21 protein-coding genes are annotated in these 18,582 nt (G+C 69.2%); 10 read left to right on the forward strand and 11 right to left on the reverse strand.

Features of this window, described 5'->3' with window-relative positions:
• Window positions 1-4 precede the first annotated feature (4 nt).
• From AC07UH_RS05180 to AC07UH_RS05190, 3 genes are read left to right on the forward strand one after another with little or no spacing between them, the layout of a single operon-like run.
• Window positions 5-1,063 carry a diacylglycerol/lipid kinase family protein gene (locus AC07UH_RS05180; RefSeq protein ID WP_495179128.1) on the forward strand — a complete coding sequence of 353 codons (1,059 nt, stop codon included), beginning with the start codon at window positions 5-7 and terminating at the stop codon, window positions 1,061-1,063.
• Window positions 1,060-1,974 (forward strand): hypothetical protein, encoded by a 915-nt coding sequence (locus AC07UH_RS05185; RefSeq protein WP_495179127.1) that lies wholly within the window; start codon window positions 1,060-1,062, stop codon window positions 1,972-1,974. Before AC07UH_RS05180 ends, AC07UH_RS05185 begins: the two co-directional genes overlap by 4 nt.
• Window positions 1,971-2,720 (forward strand): nucleotidyltransferase family protein, encoded by a 750-nt coding sequence (locus tag AC07UH_RS05190; protein ID WP_495179126.1) that lies wholly within the window; start codon window positions 1,971-1,973, stop codon window positions 2,718-2,720. Before AC07UH_RS05185 ends, AC07UH_RS05190 begins: the two co-directional genes overlap by 4 nt.
• Before the next feature lie 3 nt (window positions 2,721-2,723).
• Here the strand turns inward: AC07UH_RS05190 and AC07UH_RS05195 are convergent, their stop codons facing one another.
• The gene (locus AC07UH_RS05195; protein ID WP_495179125.1) at window positions 2,724-3,425 is read right to left on the reverse strand and encodes an HAD family hydrolase; all 702 of its coding nucleotides are present in this window, start codon (window positions 3,423-3,425) and stop codon (window positions 2,724-2,726) included.
• 89 nt (window positions 3,426-3,514) lie between these two features.
• Between AC07UH_RS05195 and AC07UH_RS05200 the strand changes: the two genes are divergently transcribed.
• Window positions 3,515-4,279 carry a hypothetical protein gene (locus tag AC07UH_RS05200; protein WP_495179124.1) on the forward strand — a complete coding sequence of 255 codons (765 nt, stop codon included), beginning with the start codon at window positions 3,515-3,517 and terminating at the stop codon, window positions 4,277-4,279.
• Between the two features lie 37 nt (window positions 4,280-4,316).
• Here the strand turns inward: AC07UH_RS05200 and AC07UH_RS05205 are convergent, their stop codons facing one another.
• Complete coding sequence (locus AC07UH_RS05205; protein WP_495179784.1) at window positions 4,317-5,207, reverse strand: prephenate dehydratase; 891 nt, start codon at window positions 5,205-5,207, stop codon at window positions 4,317-4,319.
• A gap of 115 nt (window positions 5,208-5,322) precedes the next feature.
• Between AC07UH_RS05205 and AC07UH_RS05210 the strand changes: the two genes are divergently transcribed.
• Complete coding sequence (locus AC07UH_RS05210; protein ID WP_038662742.1) at window positions 5,323-6,021, forward strand: c-type cytochrome; 699 nt, start codon at window positions 5,323-5,325, stop codon at window positions 6,019-6,021.
• A gap of 203 nt (window positions 6,022-6,224) precedes the next feature.
• On the opposite strand, the gene AC07UH_RS05215 is transcribed toward AC07UH_RS05210, so the two are convergent.
• Together AC07UH_RS05215 and AC07UH_RS05220 are read right to left on the reverse strand one after the other, a co-directional pair.
• The gene (locus AC07UH_RS05215; protein ID WP_038662739.1) at window positions 6,225-7,100 is read right to left on the reverse strand and encodes an LOG family protein; all 876 of its coding nucleotides are present in this window, start codon (window positions 7,098-7,100) and stop codon (window positions 6,225-6,227) included.
• Window positions 7,101-7,143: 43 nt separating this feature from the next.
• Window positions 7,144-7,809: an extensin family protein gene (locus tag AC07UH_RS05220; protein ID WP_495179123.1), complete on the reverse strand. Its 666-nt coding sequence runs from the start codon at window positions 7,807-7,809 to the stop codon at window positions 7,144-7,146.
• 133 nt (window positions 7,810-7,942) lie between these two features.
• Here AC07UH_RS05220 and AC07UH_RS05225 point away from each other — a divergent pair, with 133 nt between their 5' ends.
• The 5 genes from AC07UH_RS05225 to AC07UH_RS05245 all read left to right on the forward strand — a co-directional run bounded on the left by AC07UH_RS05225 (window position 7,943) and on the right by AC07UH_RS05245 (window position 13,710).
• Window positions 7,943-9,097, forward strand: a complete 1,155-nt coding sequence (locus AC07UH_RS05225; protein WP_495179122.1) for a phosphoserine transaminase — start codon at window positions 7,943-7,945, stop codon at window positions 9,095-9,097.
• A 111-nt stretch (window positions 9,098-9,208) separates the two neighbouring features.
• Window positions 9,209-10,786, forward strand: coding sequence for a phosphoglycerate dehydrogenase (gene serA, locus AC07UH_RS05230; protein WP_495179121.1), 1,578 nt, complete (start codon window positions 9,209-9,211; stop codon window positions 10,784-10,786).
• Window positions 10,787-10,870: 84 nt separating this feature from the next.
• Window positions 10,871-11,971: an ATP phosphoribosyltransferase regulatory subunit gene (locus tag AC07UH_RS05235; RefSeq protein ID WP_137899778.1), complete on the forward strand. Its 1,101-nt coding sequence runs from the start codon at window positions 10,871-10,873 to the stop codon at window positions 11,969-11,971.
• 22 nt (window positions 11,972-11,993) lie between these two features.
• Window positions 11,994-12,158 carry a hypothetical protein gene (locus AC07UH_RS05240; protein ID WP_495179120.1) on the forward strand — a complete coding sequence of 55 codons (165 nt, stop codon included), beginning with the start codon at window positions 11,994-11,996 and terminating at the stop codon, window positions 12,156-12,158.
• 262 nt (window positions 12,159-12,420) lie between these two features.
• On the forward strand, window positions 12,421-13,710 hold the full coding sequence (locus AC07UH_RS05245; protein WP_322848685.1) for an adenylosuccinate synthase: 1,290 nt from the start codon (window positions 12,421-12,423) through the stop codon (window positions 13,708-13,710).
• A 63-nt stretch (window positions 13,711-13,773) separates the two neighbouring features.
• Here AC07UH_RS05245 and AC07UH_RS05250 read toward each other — a convergent pair whose 3' ends face one another.
• The 7 genes from AC07UH_RS05250 to AC07UH_RS05280 form a co-directional block, all read right to left on the reverse strand.
• On the reverse strand, window positions 13,774-14,241 hold the full coding sequence (locus AC07UH_RS05250; protein WP_495179119.1) for a hypothetical protein: 468 nt from the start codon (window positions 14,239-14,241) through the stop codon (window positions 13,774-13,776).
• A 69-nt stretch (window positions 14,242-14,310) separates the two neighbouring features.
• Window positions 14,311-15,381 carry a chorismate synthase gene (aroC, locus tag AC07UH_RS05255; RefSeq protein WP_495179118.1) on the reverse strand — a complete coding sequence of 357 codons (1,071 nt, stop codon included), beginning with the start codon at window positions 15,379-15,381 and terminating at the stop codon, window positions 14,311-14,313.
• On the reverse strand, window positions 15,378-15,632 hold the full coding sequence (locus AC07UH_RS05260) for a DUF2442 domain-containing protein (RefSeq protein ID WP_137899775.1): 255 nt from the start codon (window positions 15,630-15,632) through the stop codon (window positions 15,378-15,380). Before AC07UH_RS05260 ends, aroC begins: the two co-directional genes overlap by 4 nt.
• Window positions 15,607-15,858: a DUF4160 domain-containing protein gene (locus AC07UH_RS05265; protein ID WP_495179783.1), complete on the reverse strand. Its 252-nt coding sequence runs from the start codon at window positions 15,856-15,858 to the stop codon at window positions 15,607-15,609. The genes AC07UH_RS05260 and AC07UH_RS05265 overlap by 26 nt, the downstream gene beginning before the upstream one ends.
• Complete coding sequence (gene fabI, locus AC07UH_RS05270; RefSeq protein ID WP_081974412.1) at window positions 15,858-16,661, reverse strand: enoyl-ACP reductase FabI; 804 nt, start codon at window positions 16,659-16,661, stop codon at window positions 15,858-15,860. Before fabI ends, AC07UH_RS05265 begins: the two co-directional genes overlap by 1 nt.
• The gene (locus AC07UH_RS05275; protein WP_038667115.1) at window positions 16,658-17,608 is read right to left on the reverse strand and encodes a YihY/virulence factor BrkB family protein; all 951 of its coding nucleotides are present in this window, start codon (window positions 17,606-17,608) and stop codon (window positions 16,658-16,660) included. Before AC07UH_RS05275 ends, fabI begins: the two co-directional genes overlap by 4 nt.
• Before the next feature lie 7 nt (window positions 17,609-17,615).
• Complete coding sequence (locus AC07UH_RS05280) at window positions 17,616-18,554, reverse strand: DnaJ C-terminal domain-containing protein (protein WP_495179117.1); 939 nt, start codon at window positions 18,552-18,554, stop codon at window positions 17,616-17,618.
• Window positions 18,555-18,582: the final 28 nt, after the last annotated feature.

The following is an 18,582-nucleotide window of genomic DNA, read 5'->3' on the forward strand; positions in this document are numbered from 1 at the left end:
CAGGTTGGCGACTCGGATTGATGGACGATTGCCGGTCGGGCAGACGCTGGCGGGCCGCGTCGGCGACGTGCTGTGCCGCCGCACTGCGCTGGCGGATGCGCCGCGCACCGGTCGCCTGCCAGCGCCCCGCGCGCCGGTCCCCGCGCCCGCGCCGCTGCGTGTCGGCGTGATCGCCAACGGGCGGAGCCATCGCAACCTCAAGCAGGGCATGCGGCTCGATCACTGGCCCGACGTCTCCTATGCCGCGCCCGACACGTTCGAGGCACTGGAAGAGACGCTGCGCGATTATGCGGCGCGCGACATCGGGCTGCTGGTGGTCAATGGCGGCGACGGCACGTTGCGCGACGTGATGACCGCGGCGGCGCGGGTGTTCGAGACGCTGCCGGCGATGGCGATCATCCCGTCGGGCAAGACCAATGCGCTGGCGCTCGACCTCGGCATTCCCGACGACTGGACGGTGCGCGACGCGATCGCGGCGGCACGCGCCGGGCGCTTCGTGCAGCGGGCGCCGGTCGAGATCCTGCGGGGGCAGGACAGGCGGCCCGCGGCGCGCGGTTTCCTGCTCGGCATGGGCGGCTTCGTCCGCGCCACCGAACTGGCGCAGAGTACGCATCGCGTCGGCGCGTTCAACGGCGTCGCGGTGGCGCTGTCGCTCGGCTGGAGCATGGCGCAGACGATGTTCGGCGGTGCCGACAACGAATGGCGGCGCGGCACGACGATCCGCATCGGCGAGGATGGCTGCGCGCCGGTGACGCGGCAGCTCTATCTGCTGCTTGCCTCGACGCTGGAGCGGATGCCGGTCGGGCTGAAGCCGTTTGGGCGGCCGCGGCCGGGGCTCAAGCTGCTGACGGTCGACGCGCCGCCGCGCCACCTGTTCCGGATGCTGTCGCCGATCCTGACCGGCACCGCGGGCAGTCCGGCGGTCGCCAAGGGCTTTGCGCGCACCGATCCGCACCAGATCCGCGTCACCGCCGACGAGGGCTTCATCCTCGACGGCGAATTGTTCGCCGGCGGCGACCTGACCATCCGGGCGGGAGCGCCGATCCGGTTTGCCGCCCCGTGACGCAGACGCTGCTGTCGTTCGTCGCCGACGAGCTGGAGACGGCGGTGAGCGCGCCGATCGCCGCCGCCGCGCGCGAGGTGACGCGGCGGCTCGGCGGCGTCGCGGTGCTGTTCTATGGATCGGTGCTGCGTACCGGCGACCTGGACGGCGTGCTCGACTTCTACGTCCTGACCCCGCCGGCGCGCGGCTGGGGTCTGCGGGCATGGGCGACGCGGACGCTGTGGCCCGACGTCAGCTTCCATGAGATCACGCTGGGCACGCGGGTGATCCGCGCGAAGGTGGCGGCGATGCCGCTCGACACCTTCTGCCGCGCGGTCGAGGGGCGGACGATCGACACGACGATCTGGACGCGTTTCGCGCAGCCTGCCGCGTTGGTCTGGGCGGCCGATCCGCTGGTGCAGGCGCGGGTGGTGCGCGCGGTGGCCTATGCGACGGCGACCGCGGCGCGATTCGCCGCGGTGCTCGGGCCGCAGCACGGCCGGCCGGCTGATTTCTGGCTGGCGCTGTTCCGCCAGACCTATTCGGCCGAGCTGCGCGTCGAGGCGCCGGGGCGCGAGCGGCAAATCCTCGCCTTCGTGCCCGACCGGTTCGACGCGCTGCTGCCGCTGGCGTGGCAGGGGGCGGGGATCGGCCACGAGCGGCGGGGCGGAGAATATGCGCCCGTCGTCGCCGAGCGCGACGTGCGCGCGACGCTCGCTGCCTGGTGGTTGCGCCAGCGGCTCGGCAAATGGCTCAACGTGGCGCGGCTGATGAAGGCGGCGTTCACCTTCGAGGGCGCGGGCCGGTACGGGCTGTGGAAGCTTCAGCGCCATACCGGCGTCGACCTGCCGCTGACGCGCTGGCGCGAGCGGCATCCCATTCTCGCTGCGCCCGGCGTGATGTGGCGGGTGTGGCAGACGCGCGCGTCATGAGTTTCAACGCCCTGGTGCTGGCGGGATCGCGGGGCGGCGTCGATCCGCTGGCGGACTATGCCCGCGTGACGGACAAGGCGCTGATCCGGATCGGCGGCGCGACGATGCTGGAACGCGTGATCGTCGCGTTGCGTGCGGCGGGTGCGGCGCGGATCGCGGTGTCGGCCAATGCCCCGGCGGTGCGGGCGGAGGCGCTGCGGCTGGGTGCCGAGCCCGTCGATGCGGCGGCGGGGCCGAGTCTCAGCACGTTGCAGGGGCTGCGCGCGCTGGGTGCGCCGTTGCTGGTCACCACCGCCGACCACGCACTGTTGCGGCCCGAATGGATCACCGACTTCCTCGCCGATGCGCCGGCCGACGCGGACGTAGCCGCGCTGCTCGCGCGACGCGACACGGTCGAACGCGACGCACCGCCGACGCGGCGCACCTATCTGCGCTTCGCCGATGGCGGCTGGTCGGGGTGCAACCTGTTCCTGTTGCGCACTCCCGCGGCGGAGGCGGCGGTCGGCCTGTGGATGTCGGTCGAGCGGGATCGCAAGCGGCCGTGGCGGATCGTCCGGCGGCTGGGGTCGGGGACGCTGCTGCGCTATGTCACCGGGCGGCTGACGCTCGATGCGGCGCTGGGGCGGCTGGGCGCGCTGGTCGGGGTGCGGGCGGCGGCGGTGGCGGCGCGGCACGGGCTGGCCGCGGTCGACGTCGACAAGCCGGCGGACCTCGATCTCGTGCGCGGGCTGGTCGAGCGGAGCTGACGCTCAGTCGTTCCAGTCGACGATCCGCCAGCCGCGCTCCACGGCGACGCGGCGCAGCGCCGCATGCGGGTTGACCGCGATCGCCTCGTCCGCCCAGTCGAAGCTGGTCACGTCGGAGACATGGTCCGAATAGACGCGGACGTACGCGGCGGCACGGTCGATGCCCTCCGCCGCCAGCCAGGCCTCGATCATCGCGCGCTTGGCGGGGCCGTAGCAATTGCCGCCCGCGATCCGCGGCAGCAGGTGGCCGCGCGCGTCGATCGCGGTGGCGGTGGCGATCAGCGCGTCGGCGGCGATGTCGCGCGCGATCGCCTCGGCATAGAAGCGATAGGCGGCGGTGGCGACGACGATGCGATAGCCGGCGGCGCGGTCGGCGGCGATCTGCGCGCGCGCCTTGCGGCGGATCTGCGCCGGACCGAAGCGGACGAGCCAGCCCGCCGCGAGCCGCTCCGCCCGCGCCGGTGACAGCGTGCCGAGCGCGGCGCGGTGCATCACCTGCTTCAGCCGGTCGCGGTGGATCAGCCCCGCGCCCTTGAGCGCGGCGGCGCCGAGCACGACCGGCAGCAGCGCCAGCCGCCATGGCGCGTGACGCAGCACCGCATGGAGCAGGAACGGCGTCCAGGTCGGCGCGCGGGTGATCGTCCGGTCGAGGTCGTAGATCGCGATTCGTCGAAGCGTTTCAGGGGGGTAGACTGTCGGCTGCATGACGTTGCGATGACAAGCGAAGGTGGCATTGGCATGGCGGCGCGGAAGCGGTTGCGGCGCGCCGATCCGCGCGCTACGCGCAGCGTCCCATGCGGTCCTATCAGCCTTCGTCGGACCGTCGCCGGGCAATCTCCCTCGCGCTGACGATCGCCGCGCATCTGCTGATCGCGTTCCTGCTGTGGCAGCTCGCGCCGGTGTTCGACCAGACCAAGGAGCCGGGGCGGTCGCTGACCGTCAATATGCTGCCGGTCGGCGACAATGAATCGACCGCGACCAAGTCGACCAAGGCGCCCGCGCGCGCCGCCGCCAAGGCGAGCCGCCGCACCGCGCCCGAGCCGCCCGCCGCCCCCAAGACGCCCGCGCCCGACACCTCCGTGCCGCCGCCGGTCGATACGCCGTTCCCCGGCTATCTGGTGCTCAACAAGAACGATTTCGCCGCGTCGGATGTCGGCAAGCTGCCGTCGCGCAAATCGGGGGGCAGCGCGGGCAAGCAGCTCGCCGCGGCGGACGGCGCGGGTGACGGCGATTCAGGCGATTCGAGCGCGGCGGCGGGGGTCGGGCCGGGCGGCCAGCGGCTCTACAACGCCGAATGGTATGTCGAGCCGGCGCAGTCGCAGCTCTCGCCCTATCTGCCGCCCAACGTCCCCAAGGGCGCCTGGGCGGAGATCGCCTGCCGCACCGCCGCCCGATATGCGGTGGAGGATTGCGTCCAACTCGGCGATTCGCAGCCGGGATCGGGGCTGGCGCGCAGCATCCGCGAGGCGGCGTGGCAGTTCAAGGTCCGCCCGCCGCGGATCAACGGCAAGCCGCAGATCGGCGCCTGGGTGCGCATCCGGATCAGCTTTACGAAGTGAGCGTCCTAGGTCGCCCGCTTCGCGAGGGAGGTATTCGTCAACCCCGCTCCCGCGCGCGCCGGTACGTCCCCAGCAGCCGCAGCCATTTGGAGTGGAAGCCCAGTTCCTCCAGCGCATTGTCGACCGCCGGATCGCCGGGCTTGCCCTCGATATCAGCGTAGAATTCGGTCGCGGCGAACGTCCCCGACCGCTGGTAGCTTTCCAGCTTGGTCATGTTCACGCCGTTCGTCGCGAAGCCGCCCATCGCCTTGTACAGCGCGGCGGGGACGTTCTTCACCTCGAAGATCAGCGTCGTCATCCACGGGCCGTCGCCGACCGGCGGTTTGCCGCCGCGCGCCAGCACGACGAAGCGCGTCGTATTGTGATCGGCATCGGCGATGTCGACGCCGAGCAGGTTGAGCCCGTACAGCGCCGCCGCGCCCGGCGGCGCCAGCGCGGCGATGCGCGGGTCGCCGCGCTCGGCGACATAGGCCGCGGCGCCGGCGGTGTCGGGATAGGAGACCTGATGGATGCCGTGCGCCTTCAGCCAGTGACGGCACTGGCCGAGCGCCTGCGGATGGCTCATCGCCTCCTCGACCTCGTCGCGGCTGCCGGAGCCCATCAGCGCGTGGCGGATCGGCAGGAAATGCTCGCCGGTGATGACCAGCCCCGATTCCGGCAACAGGAAATGGATGTCGGCGACGCGGCCGTGCAGCGAATTCTCGATCGGGATCATCGCGCAATCCGCGCGGCCGTCGCGCACCGCGTCGATCGCATCCTCGAAGGTGAAGCAGGGCAGCGGCAGGCCGTCGGGGAAGGCCTCGGCGACCGCGACATGGCTGTTGGCGCCGGGCGCGCCCTGGAAGGCGACCGCGCGCTCGGGGGCGGCGGCGGCGGCGGCGGTCATCGCGGCGACGATCGGGCGGGCGGGGGCGGCGTAGGTCTCCATCGCGCCGAGCCGGTAAAGCCCCGGCCGCCGGCCAGCAAGCGCGCGCTTGCGGAGCAACCCGCCGTTTCCTATGGGATCACGGCGCATAGCAAAAAATAGGGGCAGCGTTAGGCAGATGGATAACCGCACCAACACGATCGCCGGGTGGACGCTGGCAGCCTGCGGGATTGCGCTCGGTCTGTCGATCGTCGGCGGCATGGCCTTTCACAGCGAGCGCCCCGAAAAGCCCGGCTATGCCATCGAAGGCGTCGAAGCCGAGGGCGGGGCGGGCGGCGCTGCCGCCGAAGTGCCGATCGCCACGCTGCTGCCGACCGCCGACGTCGCCAAGGGTGCGGAAGTGTTCAAGAAGTGCGCGGCCTGTCACACCGTGACGCAGGGCGGCGCCAATGGCATCGGTCCGAACCTGTACGGCACGCTCGGCGAGGGCATCGGCCAGGGCAAGGGCGGCTTCGCCTTCTCCGACGCGCTCAAGGGCGTCGGCGGCAATTGGGACTTCGACAAGATGAACGCGTGGCTGACCAGCCCGCGCAAGTTCGCGCCCGGCACCAAGATGACCTTCGCCGGCCTCGGCAATCCGCAGGATCGCGCCAACGTGATCGCCTATCTCAATTCGCAGGGTTCGAACCTGCCGCTGCCCGCGGCGCCGGCGGCCGGGGCTGCCGCGGCCAAGCCCGACGCCAAGGCGCCGGAAGGCAAGGATTCGGTGACCAACACCGATGCGGTCAACAACCTCGGCAACACCGGCACGCCGGCGTCGGGCGCACCGTCTGTCGATCCCAACGCCGCCAAGGAAGGCGCCAAGGCGGGGAAGTAAGCGGGTTTTACTGCTGATCCACCGCGCGTTCCGACCCCGTCCTCACCCCGCGCCGGCTTCGCCGTCTAGTCCCCTCTCCCGCTGGGAGAGGGGAAGGCGCGCAGCGCCGAGGGGTGAGGGCGGGGCGAGACGGGGATGATGGCACCGTCTGATCGTCCTCCCCGCCTTCGCGGGGATGACTTTATGGGCGGGAGGCAGGCGTCTTACCCGTCCTTCTTCGCCTGTTCCTCGTAGAAGGCGCGGACCACGTCCCATGCCTCTTCGGCGGTCTCGACATAGGTGAAGATGCCGAGGTCGCGCTGGCTGACGACGCCCTCGTCGACCAGCGCCTGGAAATTGACGACCTTTTCCCAGAACTCGCGGCCGAACAGCAGCACGGGAATCGGCTTGATCTTGCCGGTCTGGATCAGCGTCAGCAGTTCGAACAGCTCGTCGAACGTGCCGAAGCCGCCCGGGAACGCCGCGAGCGCGCGGGCGCGCAGCAGGAAGTGCATCTTGCGCAGCGCGAAATAGTGGAACTGGAAGCTCAGCGACGGCGTGACGTACGGATTGGGGGCCTGTTCGTGCGGCAATACGATGTTGAGGCCGATCGATTCGGCGCCGACGTCGGTCGCGCCGCGGTTGGCGGCCTCCATGATCGACGGGCCGCCGCCCGAGCAGACGACGAACTGACGCATGCCGTGCTGGTCGCGCGGCACGCGGCTGGCGATCTGCGCCAGTTCGCGCGCGACGTCGTAATAGCGGCTCTTGGCGACGAGCCGCTCGGCGATCGCGCGCGCGGTGTCGTCGCTGGCGATGTCGAGCATCGCCTGCGCCTTGGCCGGCTCGGGGATGCGCGCCGAGCCGTACATCACGAAGGTCGAGGCGATCTTCGCCTCCTCGAGCAGCAATTCGGGCTTGAGCAGCTCGAGCTGGAAGCGGACGGGACGCAAATCCTCGCGCAACAGGAAGTCCATGTCCTGGAAGGCGAGCTTGTAGGCGGGATGTTCTGTCTGCGGCGTCGAGATCGCCTGCTGCGCGCTGGCGGCGTCCTGGCTGGCGCGGGGGAAGACCCGTTCGGGAAGGCGTGTATCGGTCATCCGCGGGCGTTAGAGCAAAGCCCGAAGGGGCTCAACGCCCGATTCAGCGGCACATTCCGGCACGATCGTCCTCGAGGTGCAAGTGGTTGCGATGCGCCGCATTATAGGCCGGCGACAGCACCGTGCCGAAGCGCTTGCAGGCCGAGGCGTGGATCGTCGACAGGAAGCGCTGCACCTGCGGGTCGGGCGAGGTCCAGTCATTGAGGATCGTCACCCGCCGCCCGTCCTTGAGCGTGACGCCGCCGACGTCGACCGCATTGGCGATCGCATGGCCCGACCGCCGGTCGCCACCACGGCGCGTGCCGATGACGTTGCGGCATGCATAGCTGCCCATACCCTGCACGCTGGCGAGCTCGCTCCCGAGGATCTGATACGCCGCCGGCGCCAGCGCGTTGCGCACCCAGCCGGAAAAGGCACGCGCCTCGCCGCAGCGGATCGCGGTGATGCCGGTCACCGGCACGCCGATGTCGAGCAACTGCACCGCCCCCGACAGGCCGCAGCCGTTGCCGAAATCCTTGTCGGGCAGCGAACGATAGCCGACCCCCATCGTGCGCAGGTCGGCGAGGCATTGCGCGGTCTGCCGCGCGGAGACGGTGACGATCGATTCGCGCGTCGGGGCGGGACGTTCGGTCCGGCCGCAGGCGGCGAGCAGGGTCAGCACCATCACGGTGCCGATGAGACGCAAATACTGGAACACAGCCGCGATCATGCGCCAGACGGTCCGCTACAAACAAGCCCGTCCCGGCACGATCCCGGCTTGCGCGATGCACCGACCGTCTCTAGGGCGGTCGACGGGCCACGCCGCCCCAACGCGGCGCGTGCTCTCTGTGAGGAGAGATACATTGACGGATTCTGTTACCGCCCCCGACATCCGGGGTGCGTCCAAGCCAGCCACGAAGCCGGCTCGTCCCTTTTTCAGCTCCGGTCCCTGCGCCAAGCCACCCGGCTGGGACGCGTCGCAGCTCGCCACCGACTCGCTCGGCCGCTCGCATCGCTCGAAGATCGGCAAGCAGCGCCTCCAATATGCCATCGACCTGATGCGCGAGACGCTCGGTCTGCCCGACACGCACCGGATCGGCATCGTCCCCGGCTCGGACACCGGGGCGTTCGAAATGGCGATGTGGACGATGCTGGGGGCACGGCCGGTCACGACGCTAGCCTGGGAGAGCTTCGGCGAGGGCTGGGTGACCGATGCGGTCAAGCAGCTCAAGATCGATCCCACCGTCATCCGCGCCGATTACGGCCAGATCCCCGATTTGAACGCGGTCGACTGGTCGAACGACGTGCTGTTCACCTGGAACGGCACCACCAGCGGCGTGCGCGTACCCAATGCCGACTGGATTCCCGAGACCCGCGAGGGCCTGAGCTTCGCCGACGCGACCTCGGGGGTGTTCGCCTATGACATCGACTGGGCGAAGATCGACGTCGCGACGTTCAGCTGGCAAAAGGTGCTGGGCGGCGAGGGCGGCCATGGCGTGCTGATCCTCGGCCCGCGCGCGGTCGAGCGGCTGGAAAGCTATACCCCGGCCTGGCCGTTGCCGAAGGTGTTCCGCCTCGTCTCCAAGGGCAAGCTGACCGAGGGCGTGTTCAAGGGCGAGACGATCAACACGCCGTCGATGCTCGCGGTTGAGGACGTCATCGTCAGCCTCGAATGGGCGAAGTCGCTCGGCGAGCGTGGCCTGATCGGCCGCTCGGACGCCAATGCCGCGGCGCTCGACAAGATAGTGGCGGAGCGCGACTGGCTCGGCCATCTCGCCGCCGATCCGGCGACGCGGTCGAAGACCAGCGTCTGCCTCACCGTCGAAGGCGCAGACGAGGCGTTCATCAAGGCGATGGCGTCGGCGCTGGAGAAGGAAGGCGCGGCCTATGACGTCGCCGGCTATCGCGACGCGCCGCCGGGCCTGCGCATCTGGTGCGGCGCGACCGTCGACACCGCCGATATCGAGGCGCTCGGCCCGTGGCTCGACTGGGCCTACGCGACCGCCAAGGCGGCCTGATCCTTCTGCCGGTGCTCCTGCGAAAGCAGGAGCCCAGAGCCCCGAGCGATATCCCCTGTTACCATGGGCTCCTGCGTGCGCAGGAGCACGGCTGTTTTGTAGGAATTACCCATGCCCAAAGTTCTCATCAGCGACAAAATGGACCCCAAGGCCGCGCAGATCTTTCGCGAGCGCGGCGTCGAGGTCGACGAGATCACCGGCAAGACCCCGGACGAACTGATCGCAATCATCGGCCAGTATGACGGCCTCGCGATCCGCAGCTCGACCAAGGTGACCAAGGCGATCCTCGAACATGCGACCAATCTGAAGGTCGTCGGCCGCGCCGGTATCGGCGTCGACAATGTCGATATCCCCGCGGCATCCGCCAAGGGCGTGGTGGTGATGAACACGCCGTTCGGCAATTCGATCACCACCGCCGAACATGCCATCGCGCTGATGTTCGCGCTCGCCCGCCAGCTGCCCGAGGCCGATGCCTCGACCCAGGCGGGCAAGTGGGAGAAGAACCGCTTCATGGGCGTCGAGCTGACCGCCAAGACGCTCGGCCTGATCGGCGCGGGCAATATCGGCTCGATCGTCGCCGACCGCGCGCGCGGGCTCAAGATGAAGGTGGTGGCGTTCGATCCGTTCCTCACCCCCGAGCGCGCGCTGGAGATGGGCGTCGAGAAGGTAACGCTCGACGAATTGCTGGCGCGGGCGGACTTCATCACGCTGCACACGCCGCTGACCGATCAGACGCGCAACATCCTCTCCGCCGAGGCGCTGGCCAAGACGAAGAAGGGCGTGCGGATCATCAATTGCGCGCGCGGTGGCCTGATCGACGAGGTGGCGCTGAAGGCAGGGCTCGACAGCGGCCATATCGGCGGCGCCGCGCTCGACGTGTTCGTCGAGGAGCCGGCCAAGGCCTCGCCGCTGTTCGGCACGCCCAATTTCGTCAGCACGCCGCATCTCGGCGCGTCGACGACCGAGGCGCAGGTCAACGTCGCGATCCAGGTCGCCGAGCAGATGGCCGACTTCCTCGTCTCGGGCGGCGTCACCAACGCGCTCAACATGCCGAGCCTGTCGGCGGAGGAAGCACCCAAGCTCAAGCCCTATATGGCGCTCGCCGAAAAGCTCGGCAGCCTCGTCGGCCAGCTCACCACCGGTGCGATCACGCGCATCTCGGTCCATACCGAGGGCGCGGCGGCGGAATTGAACGCCAAGCCGATCACCAGCGCGGTGCTCGCCGGTTTCCTGCGCAACCAGACCGACACGGTCAACATGGTCAACGCGCCGCTGCTGGCCCGCGACCGCGGCGTCGAGGTGCGCGAGGTGCGCACCGAGCGCGAGGGCGATTACCACACGCTGCTGCGCGTCTCGGTGAAGACCGCCGACGGCGAGCGCTCGGTCGCCGGCACGCTGTTCGGCGATCAGGCGCCGCGCCTCGTCGAGCTGTTCGGCATCAAGGTCGAGGCCGATCTGGTCGGGCCGATGCTCTATGTCGTCAACGAGGACGCGCCGGGCTTCATCGGCCGGCTCGGCACCGCGCTGGGCGAGGCGGGGGTCAATATCGGCACCTTCCACCTCGGCCGCCGCTCGGCGGGCGGCGAGGCGGTGCTGCTGCTCTCGGTCGACGAGCCGGTGGACGGCGAACTCCTCGCCAAGGTCAAGGCGCTGCCGGGCGTGAAGACCGCGATGGGCCTGACGTTCTGATCGCTTCATGCTGACGGGGCAGGGGCGACGCCGTCGCGATACGGCGTTGCCCCCGTTCCCGCCCATGGATAGGGGAGGCGCACGATGACACCCCTGCTTCCTGAAGGCTTTCGCGACCGATTGCCGCCGCACGCCGATGCCGCCGCCGCCGTCGAGACGCGCGTGCTCGAAGCGGCGCGCCTCTACGGCTATGAGCGCGCCGATCCGCCGCTGGTCGAATATGCCGACGCCTTGGGCTCGCGGCTCAAGGACGGCGCGCTGACCGATGCGGTGCGCTACGTCGATCCGGTGTCGCAGCGCACGCTCGCGATCCGTCCCGACGTCACCGCGCAGATCGCGCGGATCGCGGCGACGCGCATGGGGCATCACCCTCGGCCGGTGCGATTGTCCTATGCCGGCCCGGTGCTCAAGCTGCGCAGCCCTGAGCTCGCGCCGGCGCGCGAATGGCGCCAGATCGGCTGCGAGCTGATCGGCCTCGATTCGATCCCCGCCGCGCAGGAGGTGGTTGCGGTGGCGGTCTCGGCGCTGGCCGCGGCTGGAGCGACCGGCCTCTCGATCGATTTCACCTTGCCCGATCTGGTGGATACGCTGGCGGCGGGGCCGCTGCCCGTCGCCGCCGAGCGGATCGCGCTGTTGCAGGACCGGCTCGACGCCAAGGATGCCGGCGCGGTCGCGGCGATCGCGCCCGGCTATCTGCCGCTGATCGAGGCGGCGGGACCGTTCGACAGCGCGATCGCGCGATTGCGTGCCTTCGATACCGGGCAGGTGCTCGCCAGCCGGCTCGACGGGCTCGCCGCGATCGCCGCGGGGCTGGGGGAGGGCGTCGCGCTGACGCTCGACCCGACCGAGCGGCATGGCTTCGAATATCAATCGTGGCTCGGCTTCTCGCTGTTCATCGCCGGCGCGGCGCGCGAGGTCGGCCGCGGCGGCACCTATGCGGTGATGCACGAGGATGGCGCGGAAGAGGCGGCGACCGGTTTCTCGCTCTATGCCGATGCGATCCTCGCGACCGCGGGCGCCGTCGATCGCCGCCGGCTGTTCCTGCCGTTCGGCACGCCGCCCGAGGCGGGCACTGCGATGCGTGCCGCCGGCTGGGTCGCGGTCGCGGCCTTGACGCCCGCCGACACGCCCGAAGCGCAATTGTGCACGCATCTCTACGCCGAAGGCGAAGCACGCGCGCTCTGATCGTTTCGCTGCCGTAAAGACGATGACAGCGGCGCGGCCGGAGCATTACGCTGTCGGCGGCGGCGATCCTGCCGTCGATCCGATGGAAAGCATCATGTCGTTTGGCGACTTGTGCCTTTTCCTGGGGGCGTTGTTCGGCTTCGGCACCCTTCTGTTGAAGGTTGTCGAGGTGGCGCGTCACCGGTAGGCCACGGGCGGGGGCGCGTTGCCGCGCGTCCCCAAACGAAAAAACCCCCGCCATTGCCGTGGCGGGGGTTCATCCAATGGCGAAGCCATGTCGTTTGGCATCACCCATATAGCGAATTCGCGCGGCGATGACAATCGCCTGCCGAACGGTTGACCCCGCGGGCGCACCCCGGTAGGCGCGCCTTCGCATCTCAGGACCGTTCGTGTGCCGAGTCCTGTCGAAGGGCGCACGGATCAACGCCGGCAGGCGGAGACCTGTATCCATGGCCAATGTAGCAGTCATCGGCGCGCAATGGGGCGACGAAGGCAAGGGCAAGATCGTCGATTGGCTCGCTGAGCGTGCCGACATGGTGGTGCGCTTCCAGGGTGGGCATAATGCCGGCCACACGCTCGTCGTCGGCGACAACGTCTATAAATTGTCGCTTTTGCCCTCGGGCATCGTCCGCGGCACGCCGAGCGTGATCGGCAACGGCGTCGTGCTCGACCCCTGGGCGCTCAAGGCGGAAATCGAGCGGCTGGCGGCGCAGGGCGTCTCGGCGACGCCGGAGACTTTGCGCATCGCCGACAATTGCGCGCTGATCCTGCCGCTGCACCGCGATCTCGACGGGTTGCGTGAGGATGCGTCGGGCGCCGGCAAGATCGGTACCACCCGCCGCGGTATCGGCCCGGCCTATGAGGACAAGGTCGGCCGCCGGGCGATCCGCGTCTGCGATCTCGCGCATCTCGACGATCTCGGGCCGCAGCTCGACCGGCTGCTCGCGCATCACGACGCGTTGCGCGCCGGCTTCGGCTCGCCGGCGATCGACCGCGACGGCCTGATCGCCGAGCTGCGCGACATCGCAGGCTTCGTGCTGCCCTTCGCCAAGCCGGTGTGGCGGGATCTCAACGCGGCGCGCGCGGCGGGCAAGCGCATCCTGTTCGAGGGCGCGCAGGGCGTGCTGCTCGACGTCGATCACGGCACCTATCCGTTCGTCACTTCGTCCAACACGATCGCCGGCACCGCGGCGGGCGGGTCGGGGCTCGGGCCGGCGGCGGTGGGCTTCGTGCTCGGCATCGCCAAGGCCTATACCACCCGCGTCGGCTCGGGACCCTTTCCGACCGAGCTGGAGGACGAGACCGGCGAGCGGCTCGGCGTGCGCGGGCATGAATTCGGCACGGTGACCGGGCGCAAGCGGCGCTGCGGCTGGATCGATACCGTCCTGTTGCGCCAGTCGGCGGCGGTCGGCGGGATCACGGGCATTGCGCTGACCAAGATCGACGTGCTCGACGGCTTCGAGCAGGTGAAGATCTGCACCGGCTATCGCCTACGCGGACAGGAACTCGACTATTTCCCGGCGCATGCCGCCGATCAGGCGGCGGTCGAGCCGATCTACGAAGTCATGGAAGGCTGGCAGGAATCCACCGCGGGTGCGCGCAGCTGGGCCGACCTGCCGGCACAGGCGATCAAGTATATCCGCCGCGTCGAGGAGCTGATCCGCTGCCCGGTGGCGCTGGTTTCGACCAGTCCCGAGCGCGAGGATACGATCCTCGTCCGTGATCCCTTCGCCGACTGACGACAGACACGAAAAAGCCGGGCGGTGTGACCCGCCCGGCTTTTGCTTCATCGGTCAGGATGCTTATTGCGGCGTCGGGGTGCCGCCGGTGGTCGACCCGGCCGTGCCGCCCATCGTGCCGGTGGTCGAGGTGCCACCCATGGTGCCGGTCGTGCCGCCGCCCATCGTGCCGGTGGTCGAACCGGTGCCGGTGCCCGTGGTGCCGCCCATCGTGTCGGTCGAACCGCCCATCGTGCCCATCGTCGAGCCACTGTCGGTGGTCGATGTCGAGCCGGTGCCGGTCGAGCGGCCGCTACGGCTGCTGCGCGACTTCTTGGCCGAACGGCTCTGCGTCATGCTGCCCGACGTAGCCGACGAATCGGTCGGCGAGGTCGTCGTCTGGCCGCCCATCGCGCCGCCCATCGTTCCCGTGGGGCTGCCGGACGTCGTGCCGCCCATCGTTCCGCCTGCGGTGCCACCCGTCGTCGTCTGTGCATAGGCTGCGGCGGGGATCAGCATGGCTGCTGCCATGATTGGAATGATCTTACGCATCGTTCTCTCCTGCAAATTCTTGCACGGCCCCAACGGGTTGGGTTAGAGAGTGTTCCATTTGGTTAACGATTAGCGTCCCGTCTGGCCCCGATGCAGCAACGCCTGGTCGGCGAGTACCAATGCCATCATCGCCTCGACCACGGGCACGCCGCGGATGCCGACGCAGGGGTCGTGGCGCCCTTTGGTGGCGATATCCGCAGCCTGGCCGGTGCGGTCGATCGTCTCGACCGGGATCAGGATCGAGCTGGTCGGCTTGAACGCGACGCGCAGCCGGATCGGCTGGCCGGTGGCGATACCGCCGGTGATGCCGCCGGCATGGTTGGCGAGGAAATCGGGGCCTTCCGCGCCCGGACGCATCGCATCGGCATTGGCCTCGCCGGTCAGCGCCGCGGCGGCGAAGCCGTCGCCGATCTCGACGCCCTTGACCGCGTTGATCCCCATACAGGCATGCGCCAGCTCGGCGTCGAGCTTGGCGTAGAGCGGCGCGCCCCACCCGGCGGGAACCCCCGTCGCCTCGCAGGCGACGACCGCGCCGAGCGACGATCCCGCCTTGCGCGCGCCGTCGACCAGCGCCTCCCAGCGCGCGGCGGCGGCGGGATCGGGGCAGAAGAAGGGATTGGCGTCGATCGCGGCATCGTCGAACGCGGCATAATCGATCGCGTCGCCGCCGATCGCCTCGACCCAGCCGCGGATGCGCACCTGCGGGATCACCGCGCGCGCCACCGCGCCCGCGGCGACGCGCGACGCGGTTTCGCGCGCCGACGAGCGCCCGCCGCCACGATAGTCGCGGAACCCGTATTTGGCGTCATAGGCGTAATCGGCATGGCCGGGGCGATAGGCGAGCGCGACCTCCGAATAATCCTTCGACCGCTGGTCGACGTTCTCGATCATCAGGCTGATCGGCGTGCCGGTGGTGCGGCCCTCGAACACGCCCGACAGGATGCGCACCTGATCCGGCTCGCGGCGCTGCGTGGTGAAGCGCGACGTGCCGGGACGGCGCTTGTCGAGCCACGGCTGGATATCCGCCTCGGCAAGCGCGATGCCCGGCGGGCAGCCGTCGACGACCGCGCCGATCGCAGGCCCGTGGCTCTCGCCCCAGGTGGTGAAGCGGAACAGATGGCCGAAACTGTTGATGCTCATGCGGCGTGCGACCGGCTGCCGGTCATGTCGCCGCGCCCGGCGAGGATGCCGGCGATCGAAATGTCCTCGTCGAGCGCATCCCAGTGCAGGCCGCTTGGGCTGATTTCGACCTGGCGTCGTGCTTCCGCCGAGCCATGGAGCAGCCGCGGGAACCAGGCGAGCGGCACGCCGACCGTCCGGCCGTCCTCTAGCCGGACCCACATCTGGTCGTCATCGAAATCGACGCTAAGCGCCCGTGCCGAAGTGGTCATGCCACGCTCCCTCAATATCGTCCCGCCGTGCCTCGACGATCTCGGTAATCCACCGCTGCGTCCGTGCGTCGAAACCGTTGTTGTCGGCATAATGCACGTCGGGATAAAGCCACAGATTGGCGTCGCGGCCATCCTTGCTGACGTGGATATGCAACGGCTCGCGCGGATCGCCTTCGTTCGAGAAGAAATGGAACCGAAATCCACGCTCCCGAAAGACGAGGGGCATCACGCCAACGCGATATCCGGCGCATCCTCGGCCTTCATGCCGATCACGTTATAGCCCGCGTCGACATGGTGGATCTCGCCGGTGACGCCGCTCGCCAGGTCGCTCAGCATATAGAGGCCGGCGCCGCCGACATCCTCGATCGTCACGGTGCGGCGCAGCGGCGCGTTCAGCTCGTTCCACTTGAGGATATAGTTGAAGTCGCCGATGCCGCGCGCCGCCAGCGTCTGGATCGGGCCGGCGGAGATCGCGTTGATGCGGATGTTGTCGGGGCCGAGGTCGACCGCGAGATATTTGACGCTGGTCTCCAGCGCGGCCTTGGCGACGCCCATCACGTTGTAATGCGGGATGACCTTTTCGGCGCCATAATAGGTCAGCGTCAGGATCGAGCCGCCCTCGGGCATCAGCTTGCGCGCGCGCTGCGCCACCGCGACCAGCGAATAGGCCGAGATGTTCATCGTCATCAGGAAATTGTCGAGCGTCGTGTCGTAATAGCGTCCACGCAGCTGCGACTTGTCGGAAAAGCCGATCGCATGGACGACGAAGTCGATCGTCGGCCATTCCGCTTCCAGCGCCGCGAAGGTCGCGTCGAGCGCCGCCATGTCGGACACGTCGCAGTCGAACAGCCGCGCGACGCCCAATTGCTCGGCAAGCGGGCGCACCCGCTTCTCCATCGCCGCGCCCTGATACGAAAAGGCGAGCTCGGCGCCATGTTCGGACAAGTGCTTCGCGATACCCCAGGCCAGCGACTTGTCGTTCGCCAGGCCCATGATAAGCCCGCGCTTGCCCGCCATCAAACCCGTCACGCCGTCTTCGCCTCCGCTGTCGTTGACGCCCCCTGTAGCGCCGGTTCGGGGGGTTCCGCCAGTGCCGCGTTGAGATGCGCGCCGAACACCAACCCCAGTCCGATCAAATAGAAGAACAGCAGCATGACGACGACGCCGGCAAGGCTGCCATAGGTCAGGTCGTAGCCGCCCAATTGCCCGAGCACCCAGGGCAGCAGCGTCGTCATGCCGACCCACCAGACGGTGGTGAAGGCCGCGCCGGGCCATTTGCGGCAATTGGAGTAACGGTATTTCGACGGCGTCACCGAATAAAAGAGCAGATAGAGCGCGCCGAACATCACCAGCCCGGGGATCACCCGCGACAGGCCGACCCAGCCCGCGACGCCCTCGGCGAAGGGCAGCAGGCGATAGATGAACTGTTCCGCCGCGGTCAGGATACCCTGAACGAGGAAGCTCATCAGCGCGATGATGACCGACAGGATGATGACCCCGGACGAGGACAGGCGCGAGCGCCAGAACGGCACGCTCGCCTTCACGCCATAGGCGCGATGGAAGATGTCGCGGATCGTCTCGACGAAGCTGCCGACCGTCCACAGCCCGACCAGTCCGCCCAGCCACAGCAAGGATCCCGTTCGCGCGACGAGCACGTCGGCGATCGGCTTGCGCAGGATGTCGGCGACGTTGGGCGGCAGCACGTGCAGGAACGAGGCGACCGCGCGCTGCGTCTCGGCGCTCTGGCCGAGCAGCGATAGCACCGCCGCGGCGGTGATGAAGAACGGGAACACCGTCATCAGTGCCAGATAGGCGAGGTTGCCGGCGTGGATGAAGCCGTCGTTGAACACCCCGAGCACGGCGCGCTTGGTGATCTCCCAGGCGGCCGGGCCGGGCTTCAGCTTGGCGAGCTGGTGGCGGGCACCATGGCGCTGATGCGCCCGGTCTTCGGGCGTAAGGGCTGCGGTTTCGGTCACGTCGGCGTCAGACGCCCATTGCCCCGCGCGGGTTCCGTGCGTCGTTCCAACCGGCGACGAACTGTTGCAAGGCTGCATCATCCGCGGGCACGTCGATCATCAGCGTGACGAGCTGGTCGCCGCGCGTACCATCCTTCTTGTGGAAGCCCTTGCCCTTCAGGCGCAGCGTCTTGCCCGAACTGGTCCCCTTGGGGATGGTCAGCATCACCGGCTTGTCGACCGTCGGCGCGCGCACCGAGCCGCCCGCCACCGCTTCCTTGAGCGTGAGCGGCAGGTCGAGCCGGACGTCGTCGCCATCGCGGGTGAAGAAGCGGTGCGGCTGCACCTCGATCGAGACGATCGCATCGCCCGCGCCGCCGGGACCCGGTTCGCCCTTGCCGGCGAGCTTCATCTGCGTGCCGCTTTCGACGCCCGCGGGCAGCTTGAGGTCGATCGTCTTGCCGTCACCGAGCGTCACGCGCTGCGGCGCCAGCGTCGCGGCATCGACGAAGGGCACCTGCAGCCGATAGGTGATGTTGGCGCCCTTGGGCTGCGGGCGCCGGCCGAAGCCGCTGGCGAAGCCGCCGCCGCCGCGCGTCTGGCCGCCGCCGAACAGGCCTTCGAAGATGTCGCTCATATCGGCGTCGCCGCCGGTACCGAATTCATAGCCGGCGCTGCTGAATCCGCCGGGGCCGCCGCGTGCGGCGCCGGGCCGGGCGCCGCCATAGCCGAAGGGCGCGGCGGGATTGCCGTCGCCGTCGATCTCCCCGCGGTCGAAGCGGGCGCGCTTGTCCTTGTCGCTCAGCAGGTCGTAGGCATTGGTGACCTGGCTGAACCGCTCCGACGCCTTGGGATTGTCCTTGTTGCGGTCGGGATGCAGTTCCTTGGCAAGCTTGCGATACGCTTTCTTGATGTCCGCCTCGGACGCGCCGCGGGCGACGCCCAAGGTTTGATATGGATCGGCCATTGGTTCCCCATTGGTGTATTACGGACCT

The sequence above is a fragment of the Sphingomonas sp. GW821-FHT04B01 genome (assembly GCF_059420425.1).